This is a genomic window from Anaeromyxobacter sp. Fw109-5, from assembly GCF_000017505.1.
GTDB lineage: Bacteria > Myxococcota > Myxococcia > Myxococcales > Anaeromyxobacteraceae > Anaeromyxobacter.
The window spans coordinates 3,248,272-3,264,008 of sequence record NC_009675.1; the positions used below are offsets into that span (position 1 = coordinate 3,248,272).

General features: G+C 72.3%; 14 protein-coding genes. 4 read left to right on the plus strand and 10 right to left on the minus strand.

Features of this window, described 5'->3' with window-relative positions; all coding sequences use genetic code 11:
* Positions 1-289 precede the first annotated feature (289 nt).
* Positions 290-508 carry a translation initiation factor IF-1 gene (gene infA / locus ANAE109_RS14400; protein WP_012097610.1) on the plus strand — a complete coding sequence of 73 codons (219 nt, stop codon included), beginning with the start codon at positions 290-292 and terminating at the stop codon, positions 506-508.
* 147 nt (positions 509-655) lie between these two features.
* Here the strand turns inward: infA and rsgA are convergent, their stop codons facing one another.
* From rsgA to ANAE109_RS14415, 3 genes are all read right to left on the minus strand, one after another.
* Complete coding sequence (rsgA, locus tag ANAE109_RS14405) at positions 656-1,705, minus strand: ribosome small subunit-dependent GTPase A (RefSeq protein WP_012097611.1); 1,050 nt, start codon at positions 1,703-1,705, stop codon at positions 656-658.
* 323 nt (positions 1,706-2,028) lie between these two features.
* Positions 2,029-3,918: a hypothetical protein gene (locus tag ANAE109_RS14410; protein WP_143827977.1), complete on the minus strand. Its 1,890-nt coding sequence runs from the start codon at positions 3,916-3,918 to the stop codon at positions 2,029-2,031.
* 420 nt (positions 3,919-4,338) lie between these two features.
* On the minus strand, positions 4,339-4,959 hold the full coding sequence (locus ANAE109_RS14415; protein ID WP_041448367.1) for a histidine phosphatase family protein: 621 nt from the start codon (positions 4,957-4,959) through the stop codon (positions 4,339-4,341).
* 293 nt (positions 4,960-5,252) lie between these two features.
* On the opposite strand from ANAE109_RS14415, the gene fusA reads away from it, so the two are divergent.
* Complete coding sequence (gene fusA, locus ANAE109_RS14420) at positions 5,253-7,340, plus strand: elongation factor G (protein WP_012097614.1); 2,088 nt, start codon at positions 5,253-5,255, stop codon at positions 7,338-7,340.
* Between the two features lie 17 nt (positions 7,341-7,357).
* The gene (locus ANAE109_RS23510) at positions 7,358-8,650 is read left to right on the plus strand and encodes a hypothetical protein (RefSeq protein ID WP_012097615.1); all 1,293 of its coding nucleotides are present in this window, start codon (positions 7,358-7,360) and stop codon (positions 8,648-8,650) included.
* Positions 8,651-8,683: 33 nt separating this feature from the next.
* On the opposite strand, the gene ANAE109_RS26010 is transcribed toward ANAE109_RS23510, so the two are convergent.
* The 7 genes from ANAE109_RS26010 to ANAE109_RS14460 form a co-directional block, all read right to left on the minus strand.
* Complete coding sequence (locus tag ANAE109_RS26010) at positions 8,684-8,818, minus strand: hypothetical protein (RefSeq protein ID WP_255342581.1); 135 nt, start codon at positions 8,816-8,818, stop codon at positions 8,684-8,686.
* A 163-nt stretch (positions 8,819-8,981) separates the two neighbouring features.
* On the minus strand, positions 8,982-10,643 hold the full coding sequence (locus tag ANAE109_RS14430; protein WP_200860859.1) for an MOSC and FAD-binding oxidoreductase domain-containing protein: 1,662 nt from the start codon (positions 10,641-10,643) through the stop codon (positions 8,982-8,984).
* A 359-nt stretch (positions 10,644-11,002) separates the two neighbouring features.
* Positions 11,003-11,842, minus strand: coding sequence for a DMT family transporter (locus ANAE109_RS14435; protein WP_012097617.1), 840 nt, complete (start codon positions 11,840-11,842; stop codon positions 11,003-11,005).
* Positions 11,843-12,287: 445 nt separating this feature from the next.
* The gene (locus tag ANAE109_RS14445) at positions 12,288-12,653 is read right to left on the minus strand and encodes a molecular chaperone DnaJ (protein WP_012097618.1); all 366 of its coding nucleotides are present in this window, start codon (positions 12,651-12,653) and stop codon (positions 12,288-12,290) included.
* Positions 12,654-12,771: 118 nt separating this feature from the next.
* A complete protein-coding gene (locus ANAE109_RS14450) occupies positions 12,772-13,668 on the minus strand; it encodes a 5'-3' exonuclease H3TH domain-containing protein (RefSeq protein WP_012097619.1) in 897 nt (298 codons plus the stop codon).
* Between the two features lie 45 nt (positions 13,669-13,713).
* The gene (locus ANAE109_RS14455) at positions 13,714-14,697 is read right to left on the minus strand and encodes an MDR family oxidoreductase (protein ID WP_012097620.1); all 984 of its coding nucleotides are present in this window, start codon (positions 14,695-14,697) and stop codon (positions 13,714-13,716) included.
* A 160-nt stretch (positions 14,698-14,857) separates the two neighbouring features.
* Positions 14,858-15,244 (minus strand): DUF488 domain-containing protein, encoded by a 387-nt coding sequence (locus tag ANAE109_RS14460; protein ID WP_012097621.1) that lies wholly within the window; start codon positions 15,242-15,244, stop codon positions 14,858-14,860.
* Between the two features lie 42 nt (positions 15,245-15,286).
* Here ANAE109_RS14460 and ANAE109_RS14465 point away from each other — a divergent pair, with 42 nt between their 5' ends.
* Positions 15,287-15,643, plus strand: a complete 357-nt coding sequence (locus tag ANAE109_RS14465; protein WP_012097622.1) for a GFA family protein — start codon at positions 15,287-15,289, stop codon at positions 15,641-15,643.
* The last annotated feature ends 94 nt before the right edge of the window (positions 15,644-15,737 follow it).

Genomic DNA, 15,737 nt, shown 5'->3' on the forward strand with positions numbered 1-15,737 from the left:
CTCCTTCATGACGCGCGGTGACCGGCGGGCAGGCGTCGGGCAACGAGACTTGCTAAGGCCGCGGAATCCGGCTATCTCCGTGCCGTGAAGTGCCCGGCTCCTCGGTTCGAGACCGGCGCCTCCACTGAAATCACAGCGGTTTTCGAACCCCGTCCAAACAGGGGGCCACCAGGCCGCCGCCGGGCGGTGTTCGGGTCTCGAGGCCGCCTCTATCGGAAGCTTGGCCGGCGCGGCGCGCTGTGAGCCCGGCGGGCCAGTCGCAGAGAAGCAGTGACCACCAAGGAGAGAGATGAGCGAGAAGGAAGCCGGTATCGAGGTGCAGGGCAGAGTGGAAGAGTCGAGCGGCAGCATGTACCGCGTGAAGCTCGATCAGGGCCCGATCGTACTGGCCTATCCGTCCGGCAAGATGAAGCGGTTCCGCATCCGCATCATCACGGGCGACCGGGTGAAGGTTGAGCTGTCGCCGTACGACCTGACGCGCGGCCGCATCACCTATCGCGACAAGTAGCATCCACGAGCCGCCCGGACGACCGTGGTTCGTCTCCGGCGCATCGACTCGAGCACGACGAAGCGATGGAGCCGGCGCGAGCCGGCTCGTTTCGTCTCGGCCGAGCGAGCGAGGTCGGTCGCGGCAGCCCGACCTCGCCCGCAGACCTCAGCGCCCCCGCTCGCGCGGCAGCCGGCGCAGCGCCTTCGAGACCGCCTTCCACCGCGCGCGCTCCACCCGCGCCGCGCCACCCTCGCGGCGCGCCGCCTGACGCTCGAGCTCGAGCGCGAGCTTGCGGTGGCTCTCGACGCGCGCGGCGTCGAGGTGCCCGTCGGCGATCGCCTCCCGGACGGCGCACCCGGGCTCGCTCCCGTGCGAGCAGTCCCTGAACCGGCAGCGCGCCGCGATCGCCGCGAGGTCCTCGAACGTCGCGTCGAGCCCGCTCGCGTCCCAGAGCCGCAGCTCGCGGATCCCCGGACCGTCCACCAGCGCGCCGCCGGCGGGGAGCAAGAAGAGCTCGCGGCCCGTCGTCGTGTGGACGCCCCGGTCGTCGGAGCCACGCACCGGCGCGGTGCGCTGCGCCTCGCGGCCGAGGAGCGCGTTCACGAGGGTGGACTTCCCCGCGCCGGAGGGGCCCACGAGGACGCCGGTCCGGTCCGAGCGCAGGCGCGCCGCGAGCGCGGCGACGCCCTCGCCGGTGAGCCCGGAGGCGACCTCGACCTCGACGGCGGGCGCAGCGCCGCGGGCCTCGGCGAGCGCCGCGGCGAGGTCCTCCGCCCGGTCCGGCTTCGTGAGGACGATCACCGGCTCCGCCCCGCCCGCATGCACCGCCGCGAGCGTCCGCTCGAGGCGGCGCGGGTTCGGGCCCTCGTCGAGCCCCTGCACGACGAACACGACGTCCACGTTGGCGGCGAGCACCTGCTCCGCGGTCGCTCCACCCGCGACGTTCCGGGAGAGCCAGGTGCGGCGCTCGAGGACGCGGGCGACGGTGCGATCGGGCCCGGGGGTCGCGACGACGAAGTCGCCCACCACCGGGAGGACGCCCTCGGCGCGCAGCCGGCCCGGGACGAGGACGGCATGGGCGCCGTCCGGAAACTGGACGAGGAGGCTGCGGCCGCGAGCCGCGACCGCGCGACCGACGAGGGACGACTGGAGCTCCTCCAGGGAGAGCTGCGAAGAGAAGAAGGGACCGAAGCCGATGAGCTCGGGACGAACCACGGAGTACCTCGAAAGCGCGAGTGACGGACGAGATCCGCGCCCCCTCGGCTGAGGTGGCGGGATCCGGACGGGCGCGCGTCACCTGCCGTTCGGCAGGCGGACGCGGCGACTCGGGCTAGCGGGCACGATCCACGGCTCCGGAATAAACCGGAAGCGGGTGCGCAGGCAAGTGGCGCGCGCGGGGAGGTCGCAACCCCACCCCCGCGGCGTGCGCCCTCGGCTCGCCGAGACTCGGCGCCGCCGCAGGGACCGGTGGAAAATGGACAATCCCCCGGCAGCGCCGGGGGATTGTCGTGGAGTGACTCTCTGGTTGACGGGCTGTTCTACTGACAGACCGCCGCGGCGATGCAGAGGCTATCGCTCTTGACGGTTCCCTCCGGGCACCCGGAAAGCTGACAGCTGGAGGTGGCGGCATTGAAGGCGCTTCCCGCCTGGCAGGCCGCGCCGGAACAGCTGCCGGTGCCGATCTGGAGGCCGAATCCCGCCGGGCAGGACCAGGGCCCCACGTACTGGAGGGTCTCGGGGTCCCAGCCGAACCCGGGGAGCGGATCGGGGGAGGTGCAGCCCTCCTCGTAATAGCCGTAGCTCCCGCCCTGCGGGCAGGCGGAGTTCAGGACGCCGGCGCAGACATGGGTGCCGACGTCGAGGATGTATCCCGGCGGGCAGGTCGGAGCGACGGGGCTGACCTGCGGAGCGAAGTCGCACTGGGTGGTGCTGTTGTTGTACGTCTGCCCGGCTGCGCAGGCCGGAGCGGCCGCGGCTTCGCACTTGCTGGTGGTCGCGTTGATCGTCGTCCCTGCCGGGCAGCTCGCCGTCACCATCGGGCCGGAGCAGCTGCCGTCCCAGGTGTTGACGGAATAGGCCGGCGGGCAGGCCCACGGCCCGATGTACAGGCCGGTCTCGTTGTCCCAGCCGAACCCGGGGAGCGGATCGGCGGAGGTGCAGGTCTGCTCGTAATACCCCCAGGTGCCGCCCTGGGTGCAGGAGGAGCTGGGCGCTCCGACGCAATCGAGGCCGTTGAAGAGGTAGCCCTCGGGACAGCTGTCGGCCGGGGTGAACGTGGCCGGGATCTCGCACTTGTCGCTGTAGCCGTTGTACGTGTGACCGCTCGCGCAGGGAGAGAGGTTCGCGGCCTCGCACTTACCGTAGAAGGGGTCGAAGCTGGAGCCGGCAGGGCAAGTCAAGGTGCTGGCCGCGACGGGAGCAGGGGCCTCACACGCGAGGGTGGCCGAGTCGTACACCTGACCTGCCGGGCAGGCCGCGCCGGAACAGCTGCCGGTGCCGATCTCGAGGCCGAACCCCGCCGGGCAGGACCAGGGCCCCACGTACTGGAGGGTCTCGGGGTCCCAGCCGAACCCGGGGAGCGGATCGGGGGAGGTGCAGCCCTCCTCGTAATAGCCGTAGCTCCCGCCCTGCGGGCAGGCGGAGTTCATGCCGCCGGCGCACACGTTGGTGTCGGCGACGAGGACGTGGCCCGGCGGGCAGGTGGAGGCGTCGGCGCTGACGAGCGGAGCGAATTCGCACTGGGTCGTGCTGTGGTTGTACGTCTGCCCGGCGGCGCAGACCGCCGCGGCAGCGGCCTCGCACTTGTTGGTGCGCGCGTTGATGGTGCTGCCCGCAGGGCAGCTCGCCGTCACCATCGGTCCGGAGCAGCTGCCGTCCCAGGTGTTGACGGAATAGGCCGGCGGGCAGGCCCACGGCCCGATGTACAGGCCGGTCTCGTCGTCCCAGCCGAACCCCGGGAGCGGGTCGGCGGAGGCGCAGGTCTGCTCGTAGTAGCCCCAGTAGCCGCCCTGGGTGCAAGCGGAGTCGGGCGCTCCCAGGCACTTGTCGAGGGTCGCGTCGAAGGCATATCCCTCCGGACAGCTGGCGGCCGGAGTGAACGTGGCCGGGATCTCGCACTTGTCGCTGTAGCCGTTGTACGTGTAGCCGCTCGGGCAGGGAGAGAGATTCGCGGTCTCGCACTTGCCGAAGAAGGCGTTGAAGCTGCTGCCGGCCGGGCAGGTCGCCGAGCTCGTCGTGGCAGGGGCAGACGCTTCGCACTGGCTGGAGCTCGTGCTGTAAGCGTACCCCGGCAGACAAGCGTGGAAATCCCCCTCGCACCGGTCGGCCGCGACGTCGAGCGTCGTGCCCGACGGGCAGACGGCGGTGGACGGGGGCGGGCAGGCACCCTCGGCGGCGCCGGGCTGCAGGGCAAGGAAGCAGCAGATCACGGACGCCAGACCAGGCACAACGAATCTTCGGTTCATACTCGCTCCGTCCCTTGGTTCCCGGGACATCACTCACCGTTACCGTCATACGAAGCGCAGAGAAGCCTCGCGCTTCACCCTTGGTTACGCTTCACGTCGACGTCGTGTTCAGCCGGTTCGCGTCCACGGACACGGTTGGAGCGATGCGGGCGATGCCCAGCCGCGCTGCGTTTGCGATCCGTCCGAGCGGTGGCTGGCAGTGAACACCCCGCGAACGAGCCTGTCGCCCCCCAACGGAGGCATTTGCTTGCTGATACCTGTCGTCAACATGCGCTGACGGCGAAATCGACGCCGCGCCGTTGATCTCGATCACGGGCGCCAGCGCCGGTGGAGCAGGCCTCGCGGCGCCGCTCCCCCATGATCACCTTCCGTGAAAGCGTGACCTCAGGGGGCGTCGCCGTGAAGCGCCGCCGCCCCGACCACGCGCCCGGCGACGAGGCGCACCCGCCACACGCCGCCGTTCGGGATGAAGCGCGGCGGCGCGACCTGCGCGGGCCCCGGGCAGGCGCCGAGGGCGGCGGCGAGGAACGCCCGCATCACGCCGCCGTGGGTCACGAGCACGGCCGGCGACTCGAGGCGCCCGGCGGCCCGCTCGATCGCCGGGAGGACGCGCGCGAGCAGCGCGTCCGTGGACTCGCCGGCGGGCGGCGGCGCGCGCGGATCGGAGACGTGGCGCGCCCACTCCTCCGGAAATCGCGCCTCGCACTCTCCCCGGGTGAGGCCCTCCCAGAGCCCGTAGGCGCGCTCGCGCAGGTCCGCGTCCACGAACGCGATGCGGAGCCCGAGCGCCTCGCCCACGATCTCGGCGGTGCCGCGCGCGCGGCAGAGGTCGCTCGTCGCGATCGCGCGGACACCCTCGGGGCGCAGCCGAGCGGCGAGCGCGGCCGCCTGCGCCCGGCCCGTCGCGTTGAGCGGCACGTCCGTCTGGCCCTGCCACCGCCCGGCGGCGTTCCAGTCCGTCTCACCGTGCCGCACGAGGAGCAGGTGTCGTTCGGTCGGCGCCATCGGAGGAACGTTTACGCGACCCGGGCGGGAACGCCAACGCCGCGGGGCGCTTCCGGCGCGCCGAGTTGCGAAATGGCACCGGTTGTGCCAGGGTGCGCGCGCGCGACGCCGTCGAGGTGGGTGAACGTCGCGCATTTCCGCACCCGTCGGCGCGCTGGCGAAGAAATTCCGGCGACGCGCGACGGGTTCGAGACGAGCGGCGTACTGGCTGGCCCGAGGGTGGCCGGCGACCGGCGCCGCGCACCGATTCGCCCATCATTTGCTCGGTCCGCCCCCGCGGGTGGAGGTACGACGTGTACACGGATTTCTCGAAGCTCCGGAACATCGGGATCTCGGCCCACATCGACAGCGGGAAGACCACGCTGACGGAGCGGATCCTCTTCTATACGAACCGGATCCACGCCATCCACGAGGTGAAGGGCAAGGATGGCGTCGGCGCCAAGATGGACTCGATGGAGCTCGAGCGCGAGCGCGGCATCACCATCGCCTCCGCCGCGACGCACTGTGAGTGGAAGGGGCTCCACTTCAACATCATCGACACCCCCGGGCACGTCGACTTCACCATCGAGGTCGAGCGGTCGCTGCGCGTCCTCGACGGCGCCATCCTGGTGCTCTGCTCCGTCGCCGGCGTCCAGAGCCAGTCGCTCACCGTCGACCGCCAGATGCGGCGCTACAAGGTCCCCCGCCTCGCCTTCGTCAACAAGTGCGACCGGTCCGGCGCGAACCCGCTGCGGGTGAAGGAGCAGCTCCGCGAGAAGCTCCAGCACAACCCCGTGCTGATGCAGCTCCCGATCGGCCTCGAGGACAAGTTCGAGGGCGTCGTCGACCTCGTGACGATGAAGGCGGTCCGCTTCAGCGGGCAGGACGGCGAGGTCATCACCGAGTCCGAGATCCCCGCCGAGCTGCAGGAGCAGGCGGCGAAGGCGCGCGAGGAGATGCTCGACGCCGCGTCGATGTTCTCCGACGAGCTGACCGAGGCGATCCTCGAGGATCGGGTCACCGAGGCGCTCGTCAAGGCGGCGATCCGCAAGGGGACCATCGAGCTGAAGCTCACGCCGGTGTTCATGGGCTCGGCCTACAAGAACAAGGCCGTCCAGAAGCTGCTCGACGGCGTCGTCGACTACCTCCCCGACCCCACCGAGGTGGTCAACGAGGCCCACGACCTCGCGAAGGACGAGCAGAAGGTCGTGCTCACGATCGACAACGACAAGCCGACGGTGGCGCTGGCGTTCAAGCTCGAGGACGGCCGGTACGGTCAGCTCACGTACCTGCGCATCTACCAGGGCAGGCTCTCGCGCGACATGTTCATCACCAACATGCGCACGAAGAAGGATCACCGGGTCGGACGGCTCGTGCGCATGCACTCCGACGAGATGGAGGACATCGACGCGGCCGGCTCCGGCGACATCGTCGCGATGTTCGGGATCGAGTGCAACTCGGGCGACACGTTCACCGACGGCAAGGTCAAGCTCAACATGACCTCGATGCACGTGCCGGATCCGGTGATCTCCCTCTCCATCAAGCCGGCCGACTCCAAGAGCGAGGCGAACATGGGGAAGGCGCTCCGGCGCTTCACGCGCGAGGATCCGACGTTCCGGGCCGGCATCGACGAGGAGAGCAGCGAGACGATCATCCGCGGGATGGGCGAGCTCCACCTCGAGGTCTACATCGAGCGCATGAAGCGCGAGTACAACGCGATCGTCGAGGTGTCGCCGCCGCAGGTCGCCTACCGCGAGACGGTGAGCCAGCGCGCCGAGTTCGCCTACACGCACAAGAAGCAGACCGGCGGCTCGGGGCAGTTCGGCCGCGTGTGCGGGTACATCGAGCCCTGCGAGCAGGCGTTCGAGTTCGTCGACGACGTGGTGGGCGGCGCCATCCCCCGCGAGTTCATCTCCGCGGTCGAGAAGGGCTTCCGCTCGATGCTCGCCAAGGGGCGGCTGCTCGGCTTCCCGGTCGTGAACGTGCGCGTCGTCATCAACGACGGCGCGAGCCACGCGGTCGACTCGTCCGACATCGCGTTCCAGGAGGCCGCTCGCGGCGCCTGGCGCGAGGGCTTCGATCGCGCGAAGCCGCGGCTGCTCGAGCCGATCATGCGGGTCGGCGTCGAGACGCCGTCCGAGTTCTCCGGCGGCGTCCTCGGCACCCTCATGCAGCGGCGCGCGATGATCGTGGGCTCCCAGGAGGACGGCGGCCTCGTCCGCATCGAGGCCGAGGTGCCGCTGGCCGAGATGTTCGGGTACTCGACGACGCTCCGGTCCTCCACGCAGGGCAAGGCGGAGTTCAGCATGGAGTTCTCCCGGTACCTGCCGGTCCCGCTGGCGATGGCCGAGGAGCTCATGGCGAAGGCCGGCAAGAAGGCGGCGGAGGGCGGCAAGAAGTAGGATCCCGTGCGGCGTCCATGATCCGGAAGGAAGCGATCCTTCAGAGCCCGCTGCGGCTCCTCGACCGCTCGATCCGCGGCGGGCTCGGGAGGGGTCACCTGGGCGTGATCATGGCGCCGGCGGGCGTCGGCAAGTCCGCCTGCCTCGTGCAGCTCGGGCTCGACGCCCTGCTGCGCGAGCGGCCGGTCCTCCACGTCGCGATCGGGCAGTCCGTGGAGCACGTCTCCGCGAGGTACGACGCGCTCTTCGACGATCTCGCCGAGCGCGTCGACCTGGCCGACCGGCGGGGCGTGCGCCAGCTCGTCGCCCGCCGGCGCCTCATCTGGGCGTCGGTGGAGCGCGCCTTCAGCGCGAGGGGGCTCGACGAGGCGGTGGCTGCGTTCCAGGCGCACCTCGGGGCCGGGCCCCACGCCATCCTCGTGGACGGCTTCGACTGGGAAGCGGCCGGGTGCGCCGCGACGGTCCGCGCGATCAAGGCGAGCGCGGCGCGCGTCGGCGCCGAGCTGTGGATGACCGCGCGCGACGCGCTGTGCCGCGAGCTCGGGCGCGGCCCCCCCCTCGCCTCCCGGTCGGACGACTGCGCCGCGCTCGTCGACGTCGGCATCCTCCTCGAGCCCCACGGACCGCACGCCCGGCTGACGCTGGTGAAGGACTTCGAGCGGTTCCCCGAGACCGACGTCGCGCTCGTGCTCGAGGGCGGCAGCCTGCGGCTGCCAGGCGACGAGGACGCGCCGCCGTCGATGGAGCGCTCCCCTGAGGAGTTCACGCTGCTCGGGAGCGGGTCGCCGGGGGCCGAGGAGGAGTTCGGCGCCTGCGCCGAGCGATGGGGCGTCCGCGAGGTGAACTTCTCGTTCGCCGACCGTCACGAGCTCGCCCGCACGCGCGGCCTCGTCGAGCTGAGCGAGGACGAGCTCAGGGTGGGCGAGGTCAGCGGCGCCTACATGAAGGCGCACCTCCATCGCGCGCCACCGGAGTCGCCGGAGCTGCGGCGCGTGCTCCAGGCCATCTGGCACCAGGTGAGCGCTGCGGGCGAGGTGTTCTTCGTCGGCGCCGTGAACCCCGACAAGACGGCCCACGGGGGGACCGGCTGGGCGGTCGAGCTGGCTCGACACTGGGAGAAGCCGGTCCACCTGTTCGACCAGGAGCGGGGGCGCTGGCTCCGGTGGGACGAGCGCGACTGGGTCGCCGAGGAGGCGCCCGTCATCACGCGCGAGCGGTTCGCGGGCTGCGGCACGCGCGCCCTGACCGAGGACGGCCGCGCGGCGATCCGCGCGCTGTTCGAGCTGAGCTTCGGGGCTCCGCGTTCCTAGGCAGTCGCGTCCGCCGGCGGGCACCGCGCGGGCTCACTCGTCCAGTCCGTCGAGCGCGCCGTCCGTCTCCTGCTCGCGGGAAACGAGGTCGAAGAGCTCGTCCTGGGGCCTCGCGGTGCAGTGACCGGTCTCGAGCTGTTCCAGGTCGGCATCGAAGTCTGCGTCCATCGCCCCTCTCCGTGGTGGGGCGGCCACCGCGCTCGCTCGTCGCGCGCGGCGCGCCGCCGTCTCCACGGATGACCGGGACCGCGGTCAGAGCTGACCGGGGCGGCCTGAACGTGACCGGAGGGAACCACCCGGCCCAACGTTCCCCTCGAGGACCCCCCGTGCCTCAGAGATCGATGACCACGTCTCCGGTGGGCCTCGAGCAACAGATGAGCACGCTGCCGGGCGCGGGGGGATCGAGTGGTTCGGGGTCGTAGGCCACGGAGCCCGAGATGAGCCCGCTCTGACAGTTGTGGCAGACGCCCGTGCGGCACGACCACCTCGCTGGCACGTCGCAGGCCTCCGCGAGCTCGAGCAGGGAGCCGCGCGACGGGCTCCACCGAACGGCGAGCCCGCTCCGGGCGAACGAGACGAGCGGTCCCGAGCCGGCCGGCCCGAGGGGTGGGTGTGGCGTGCGGGCAGCAGCGGGCGCGATCCCAGGCGTCATCGATTCGCCGGGCCCGAACACCTCCGTATGGATCCGCGCCCGTGAGACCCCCCACCCCGCCAGGCCGGCGGTCAGGTCGCTCAGGAACGCGGGAGGGCCGCACAGGTAGAAGTCCGCATCGCGGGGAACCCCCACCTCCTCGAGGGCGGCGACGGTGAGACGTCCGGGAGCGTCGAAGTCGGTCCCGGGCACGTCCTCCGGGCGCGGCCGGCTGTAGCGGACGTGAGAGTGCCCGCCGGGGAGCGCGCGTACCAGGCCGCGGGACTCCTCGCGAAACGGGTGATCGTCGCGGTTGCGTCCGCCGAACAGCCACCACACCTCCCGCCGCGAGCGCTCCATGGCCAGCACGTGGAGCATCGCCAGCACCGGGGTCGCTCCCACCCCGGCGCCGAGCAGGACGACGGGCCCCTCGCCATCACGTAACGTGAACGTCCCCCGAGGCGCGCTCACCTCCAGCAGGTCGCCTACGCGAGCGCGCTCGCACAGATAGGCGCTCGCCACTCCATGCGGCTCGCGCTTGACGCTGACGCGGTATCGCTCGAGGCTCGGCGCACCGGAGAGCGAGTAGCTGCGCAGCAGGGGAGGCCCTCCCGGAGCGGGCCGAAGCCGCAACACCACGAACTGCCCACCCAGCGCCCGCGCGAGGGAGCTCCCGTCGGCGGGCTCGAGCTCGATGGACACCACGCTGCCGCTCTCCGGCGTGATGCGGGCGATACGGAGCGGGCGGAAGCCCGGCCAGGCCGGTGCCGGCGACGACGGAGGGTCCAGCCCAGGGTTGCCCGCCGGCGCCCCTGTGGCCGCCCCCGCGTGGTCGAGCATGGCCTGGAAGGATCCTCTCCAGCCCGGGCTCAGCGCCGGGATGCGGAGCGCCCGCTCCAGATCCGCGCGGAGGTGGCCCGGCAGGTAGAGGAGCGCGTTCACCCGCGCAACGGTCATGCGCTCCGGGCCGTCCGCCACCTTCGCGATCTCGTCGCCCGCCGCGACGTCGCCCTCCTGGAGCACGCGCAGGTAGAAGCCGGGCCTGCCGCTCGAGACGAGGAGCGCCGGCATCCGGGGGTCGTCCATGCGTATGCCGACGCGGTAGCAGGTCACGCGCGGCTGCGTCACCTCGAAGATCGCGCCCCCGATGCGATACCGGTCGCCGATGCACACCTCGTCATCGGGCAGGCCGTCGACGGTGAAGTTCTCGCCGAACTGCCCGAAGGTGAAGCCCCCTCGACCGAGCTCCTTCTCCCAGAACCGGTAGGAGGCGAGCTGGTAGACGAGCACCGCTCGCTGCTCTCCCCCGTGGCCAGCCAGGTCGCCCTGCCGGTCGCCGTCGATGTTGAGCCGTCTCACCATGCGCCGCCCCGCCACGGGCGCCTTCCAGACCGACGTGTGAACGGTCTGGCCTTGCCATGCGAGGTCACGGGGCACGCCCACGTTCACTGACAGCAATCGCGGCACCGGGTCCTCCGAGGCCTTCGCCACCTGGGCGCCTGCTCCTCGCCTGGCCTGGGCTCCAGGCGAACGGACAGGGCTTCGGTGGCCCTGGCCACTCCCTCCGAACGGACTGTCGTTGATGAATTGGCCTGGAGGGTTCAACGGCCGCGCGGGGTGCCGCGACGGGACGCGCTGGACCGAGGCCTCGACGCCTCCTCCCGCCACACGAGCGAGCCGCGAGCGTCCTCCGCGCGCGCGCCGCCGGCGAGCGCCCGCCCTCACCCCGCGATCAGGGCGATCGCGCCCAGCACCGCCACGATCCCGGCGCCCTGCGTCCGGCTCACGCGCTCCCGCAGCAGCCCTGCCGCGAGCAGCACGGTGCTCGCGGGGTACATGGAGGAGAGGACCGCCGCGACGTCGAGGCGGCCGGCCTGCGCCGCGAGGATGAAGAAGGCGTTCCCGCCCGCGTCGAGCGCCCCGGAGAGCACGACGAGCGGCGCGGCCGACCTCGCCGGCACCCAGGGGCCGCGGCGGACGGCGGCCGCGGCGAGGGCGAGCGCCAGCGACGTGCCGCGCGCCGCGGCGAGGGGCCAGAAGGTCCCGCCCTGCGCGCCGCGGTCCATCAGCACGAGGAACCCGCCGAAGCCGCACCCGGCGAGGAGCGCGAGCCCGAGCCCGTCTCGGCGCTCACCGGGCGGGCCTGCGCGCGCGATGAGCCAGATGCCGGCGAGCGCGAGGGCGAACCCGACGAGCTTCGAAGGCGGCGGCACGCCCTCGACGATCGCGCTCCACGCGAGCGGGATCGTCGCCGAGAGCACCGCGGAGAGGGGCGCGACCACCGCCATCCGCCCCACCGCGAGCCCGCGGTACAGCGCGGCCAGGCCGATGGCCCCTGACGCGCCGGCCGCGACGCTCCACGCGAGCGCGGCCCTCGCGGGCGACTCCTCGCGGAGGAGCAGCGCGAGCGCGACGATGAGCGCGACGCCGGCCGCCTGGCCGAGCGCGAGGACACCGAGGACCGGCGACCGCTTCGATGCGAGCCCTCCGGTGAAGTCGCCTGCGCCCCACGACGCGGCGGACGCGAGACCCAGGAAGACGGCGGCGGCGTCGGGCGGCATCGCGCGCGATGGTACCCGCTATTGGCTCAGGGCGCGGGGCCGCGACGACCGAGGGCACCCGCGACTACCGCACCGAAGCCCCTCGCCGGGCGGGCCCCGAGGAGCGCTGGCAGGGCCCGCCTTCGCCGGATAGCGATGGTGCATGTGGATCACCCCGGAAGCCCCTTCGTCGAGACCTGCGGGCGCCCCGAACGCGACGCGTGTCCCACCTGCCGGCACCGACCCGGAGTGCGACTGGTGCGGTCGGGCCCTGCGTCGCGAGACGGCGGTCCAGCGGGGCTCGCGCGAGGGCGACGAGACGGACGAGACCGAGGTCGTGCAGCTGTGCGCCGAATGCGAGTTCGGAGCCGACTGACCCCTGCGGCCCCCGATCTCGGCTACGACCGCGCGGGCGAGGGCAGCCTCGTCGATGGCGAGCGCATGCTGCGGCCCTCCCGCGGGACGATCACCCCGGCCGAGCCTGCTTGCGGACCTTCTTGATGAAGGTCTTCGTACACCGTCCGTGGGTGCTCTCGTGGTTCACGATCTCCGCGATCAGGCGCGTCTTGGCGTCCGCGAACAGCACCGTGGAGGCGTTCACCTCTCGAGCGAGCTGCATGCCTTCCGGCGTCGCGGGCACCTTCGGCCCCGTGGCCACCGCGGCCGCCGGGCGGTAGTGCGACGGCTTCGTCTTGGTGACGTCGTGGAAGCCGGACGACGCCTCGGCGCGTCGCCCGGACCCGTGGCAGCTGGGACAGGTCGCGGAGCTGCCGCCGAGCGCGTTGCCGACCCGCCCGTCCCCACCGCACATCCGGCACGTCTCGACTTCCATGGCACCCTCCGTGGACCGTCATCGCTGCCACGGCCATCCGGCCGCTCCCATCGACCGTAGCACGGTGGTCGGTCCGCCGCTGGGATGGCCGGGATCCGGCGTGCCCGTGGACCTCCCCTCACCCGTCGGCCCAGCGCGCGCTCCGGGCACCCAGCGTGGCGAGGAGCGGACGGGCGTCCACCTTCTCGCACCACCGCTCGAACCGGGCGCGCGGGATCCCCTGCCAGCGCAGCTCCTCGAGCGACTCCGCGAGCGGCGCGTCCGAGACCAGCGTCGCCAGGCGTCGGTACAGCACGGCGGCGTCGCGGTGCTCGACGAGCGTCGCGGCGAGCTGGGTCGCTCCGCGGATGCCCGCGGGCCAGCGCGCCGGCTGCTCCGGGATGGCGTCGAGGTGGCCGTGCGCCGCCAGGAGCCGCGCGGCGGTCACCGGCCCGAACCCGGGAACGCCCGGGATCCCGTCCGCGGAGTCACCCACGAGGGCGAGGTAGTCGGGCACGCTCTCCGGGCGGATCCCTCTGCGCGCGAGGAGCGACCCCTCGTCGATCTCACGCCGGCGCACGCGGTCGACCATCACGACCCGGCCACCGTCGAGGCACTGCCCGAGGTCCTTGTCGGGCGTGACGATCCGGACCTGCTCCACCGCGTCCCGGAACCGGCGAACGCCGGTGGCGAGCGCGTCGTCGGCCTCGAGCTCCCGCATCGACCAGACGACGAGGCCGAGGGCGCGGGCCGCCTCCTCCGCCGCGTCGAACTGCGCCCGGAGCTCGGGAGGGACCCCCTCGTCGCTCTTGTACCCGGCCCAGAGATCGTTCCGGAACGAGCGGATGGGGTTGTCGAACGCCACGGCCAGGTGCGTCACGCCCTCGGCGGCGTCGTGCAGGAGCCCGAGCAGCGAGATGACGAGCCCGACGGTCGCCTTCGCCTCCCCTCCTGCCCTCGCGCGGTGACTGGCCATGCGGGGGGAGAAGTGAGCCCGGAACAGCTCGAACGTGCCGTCGACGAGATGGACGCGCATGACCACCGGCAGGTGTACCGGGCGAGCCCGTCCGCGGCCCGTCCCTCATCGATTCACGTCGACCACCAGCCGCCCGCGGACCCTGCCCGCGAGGACCTCTCCGGCGGCGGCGATCGCCTCTCCCAGCGCGATCTCGCGGGTGATCGCGTCGAGCCTGTCCGCCTCGAGATCGCGCTCCAGCCGCGACCAGGCCTCTCGGCGCAGCTCCGTGGGGGCCATCACGCTGTCGATGCCGTAGAGGGTGACGCCGCGGAGGATGAAGGGCGCCACCGTGGCGGGGAAGTCCATCCCCTGCGCCAGCCCGCAGGCCGCGACCGCCCCGCGATACCGGGTGGTCGCGCACACGTTCGCCAGGGTGTGGCTGCCGACCGAGTCCACCGCGCCGGCCCAGCGCTCCTTGCCGAGCGGCTTGCCCGGCGCCGAGAGCTGCGCGCGGTCGAGGATCTCCGAGGCGCCCAGGGAACGGAGGTAGTCCGACTCCTCGGCGCGGCCCGTGGATGCCACGACGGAGTGGCCCAGCCTCGAGAGCAGCGCGACGGCGATGCTGCCCACGCCGCCGCTGGCGCCGGTGACCAGCACCTCGCCATCGCCCGGCGCGATGCCGTGCCGCTCGAGCGCGAGCACGCAGAGCATGGCCGTGTATCCCGCGGTGCCGATGGCCATCGCCTGCCGCGTCGTCAATCGGTCGGGCACCGGCAACAGCCAGGCGCTCTTCACTCGCGCCCTCTGGGCGAGACCGCCCCAGTGGCTCTCGCCCACGCCCCACCCGTTCAGCAACACCCTGTCGCCCGGTCGGCGCGCGGGATCGCCGCTCGCCTCCACGACGCCGGCGAGGTCGATCCCCGGCACCATGGGATACTTGCGCACCACCGGCGACCTGCCCGTGATGGCGAGGGCATCCTTGTAGTTGAGCGTCGAGTACTCGACGCGCACGGTCACCTCGCCGTCCGGCAGCCGGCCTTCGTCCAGCTCGGCGAGGTGGGCGACGTGCCCCGCGTCGGCCTTCTCCACGAGAATCGCTTTGAACACTCTGGACTCCTCCGCGCCGGCGCGAAGCAGCGTTCGCTCCTCGTGGCGACGTCACCGGGACAGTAGCAGCGGCGCCCGACTCGAGCAGACCGAATCGCCTGCGCCTTCCACCGCGCACCTCGCCGCTCCCCGCCAGGGGCCTTCATGGCGCGGCCTCCGCTCACCCGATCTTCGCCCCTCGCGCCGCGAGCAGCTCGCGCAGCACCGACCGATGGCAGCGCGCCTCATCCTCGCAGTAGCACCCCACGGAGAACTCCGCGGCGTGCGAGAGCCTGGCGAGCAGATCGAGCGTGCGGCTCGCCCCGGGCTGGGCCATCTCGGCGCGAAACTTCTTCGCGAACCTCGCCCAGTCGCGCTCCGACTGCGCCGCCTTGCCGAGCTTCATCGTCGCGACGCTCGGCGCGAGCTCCGGATACCAGACGTCGTACCAGTCCTCCGCGGCGAAGCGCGCCGCCGGCACGCCACGCGGCGGGCGGCGCACCGTGCCGATTCGTAGACCCTCCCCGGTGCCGCGGGGACCGCCGAGGCGGACGATACGAACGCTCATGACATTTCTCCCAGCTCGTACCCGCGGAATGGGACCCCTCTCGTGCTGACCGCCACCTGCCACTGCGGCGCCGTACGCGTCGAGCTGCCGCGAAGGCCCCGCTCCCTGACGAGCTGCAACTGTTCGATCTGCAGACGGTACGGCACCCTCTGGGCGTACTACAAGCCGAGCTCGATCCGAGTCGTGTGCGCGGCCGGTGCGACGTCGAGCTACTCCTGGGGTCACAGGACCATCCGCTTCGTCCGCTGCGACACGTGTGGATGCGTGACCCACTACGAGCGCGACGGCTCTCCGGAGCGGAGCGTCGGGGTGAACGCGCGCAACGTCGATCCGGCCGAGCTGGGCTCGGTGCGCGTCCGCAGGCTGGATGGCGCGGCGACGTGGAAGTACCTGGACTGAACCCTCGCCCCCCGTACCCGGCCCGGCGAGCTGGCGCTGGCACGCCCACCACCACGCGATGAGTACACTTCGGATAGGGTGCGTCGTTTGGACC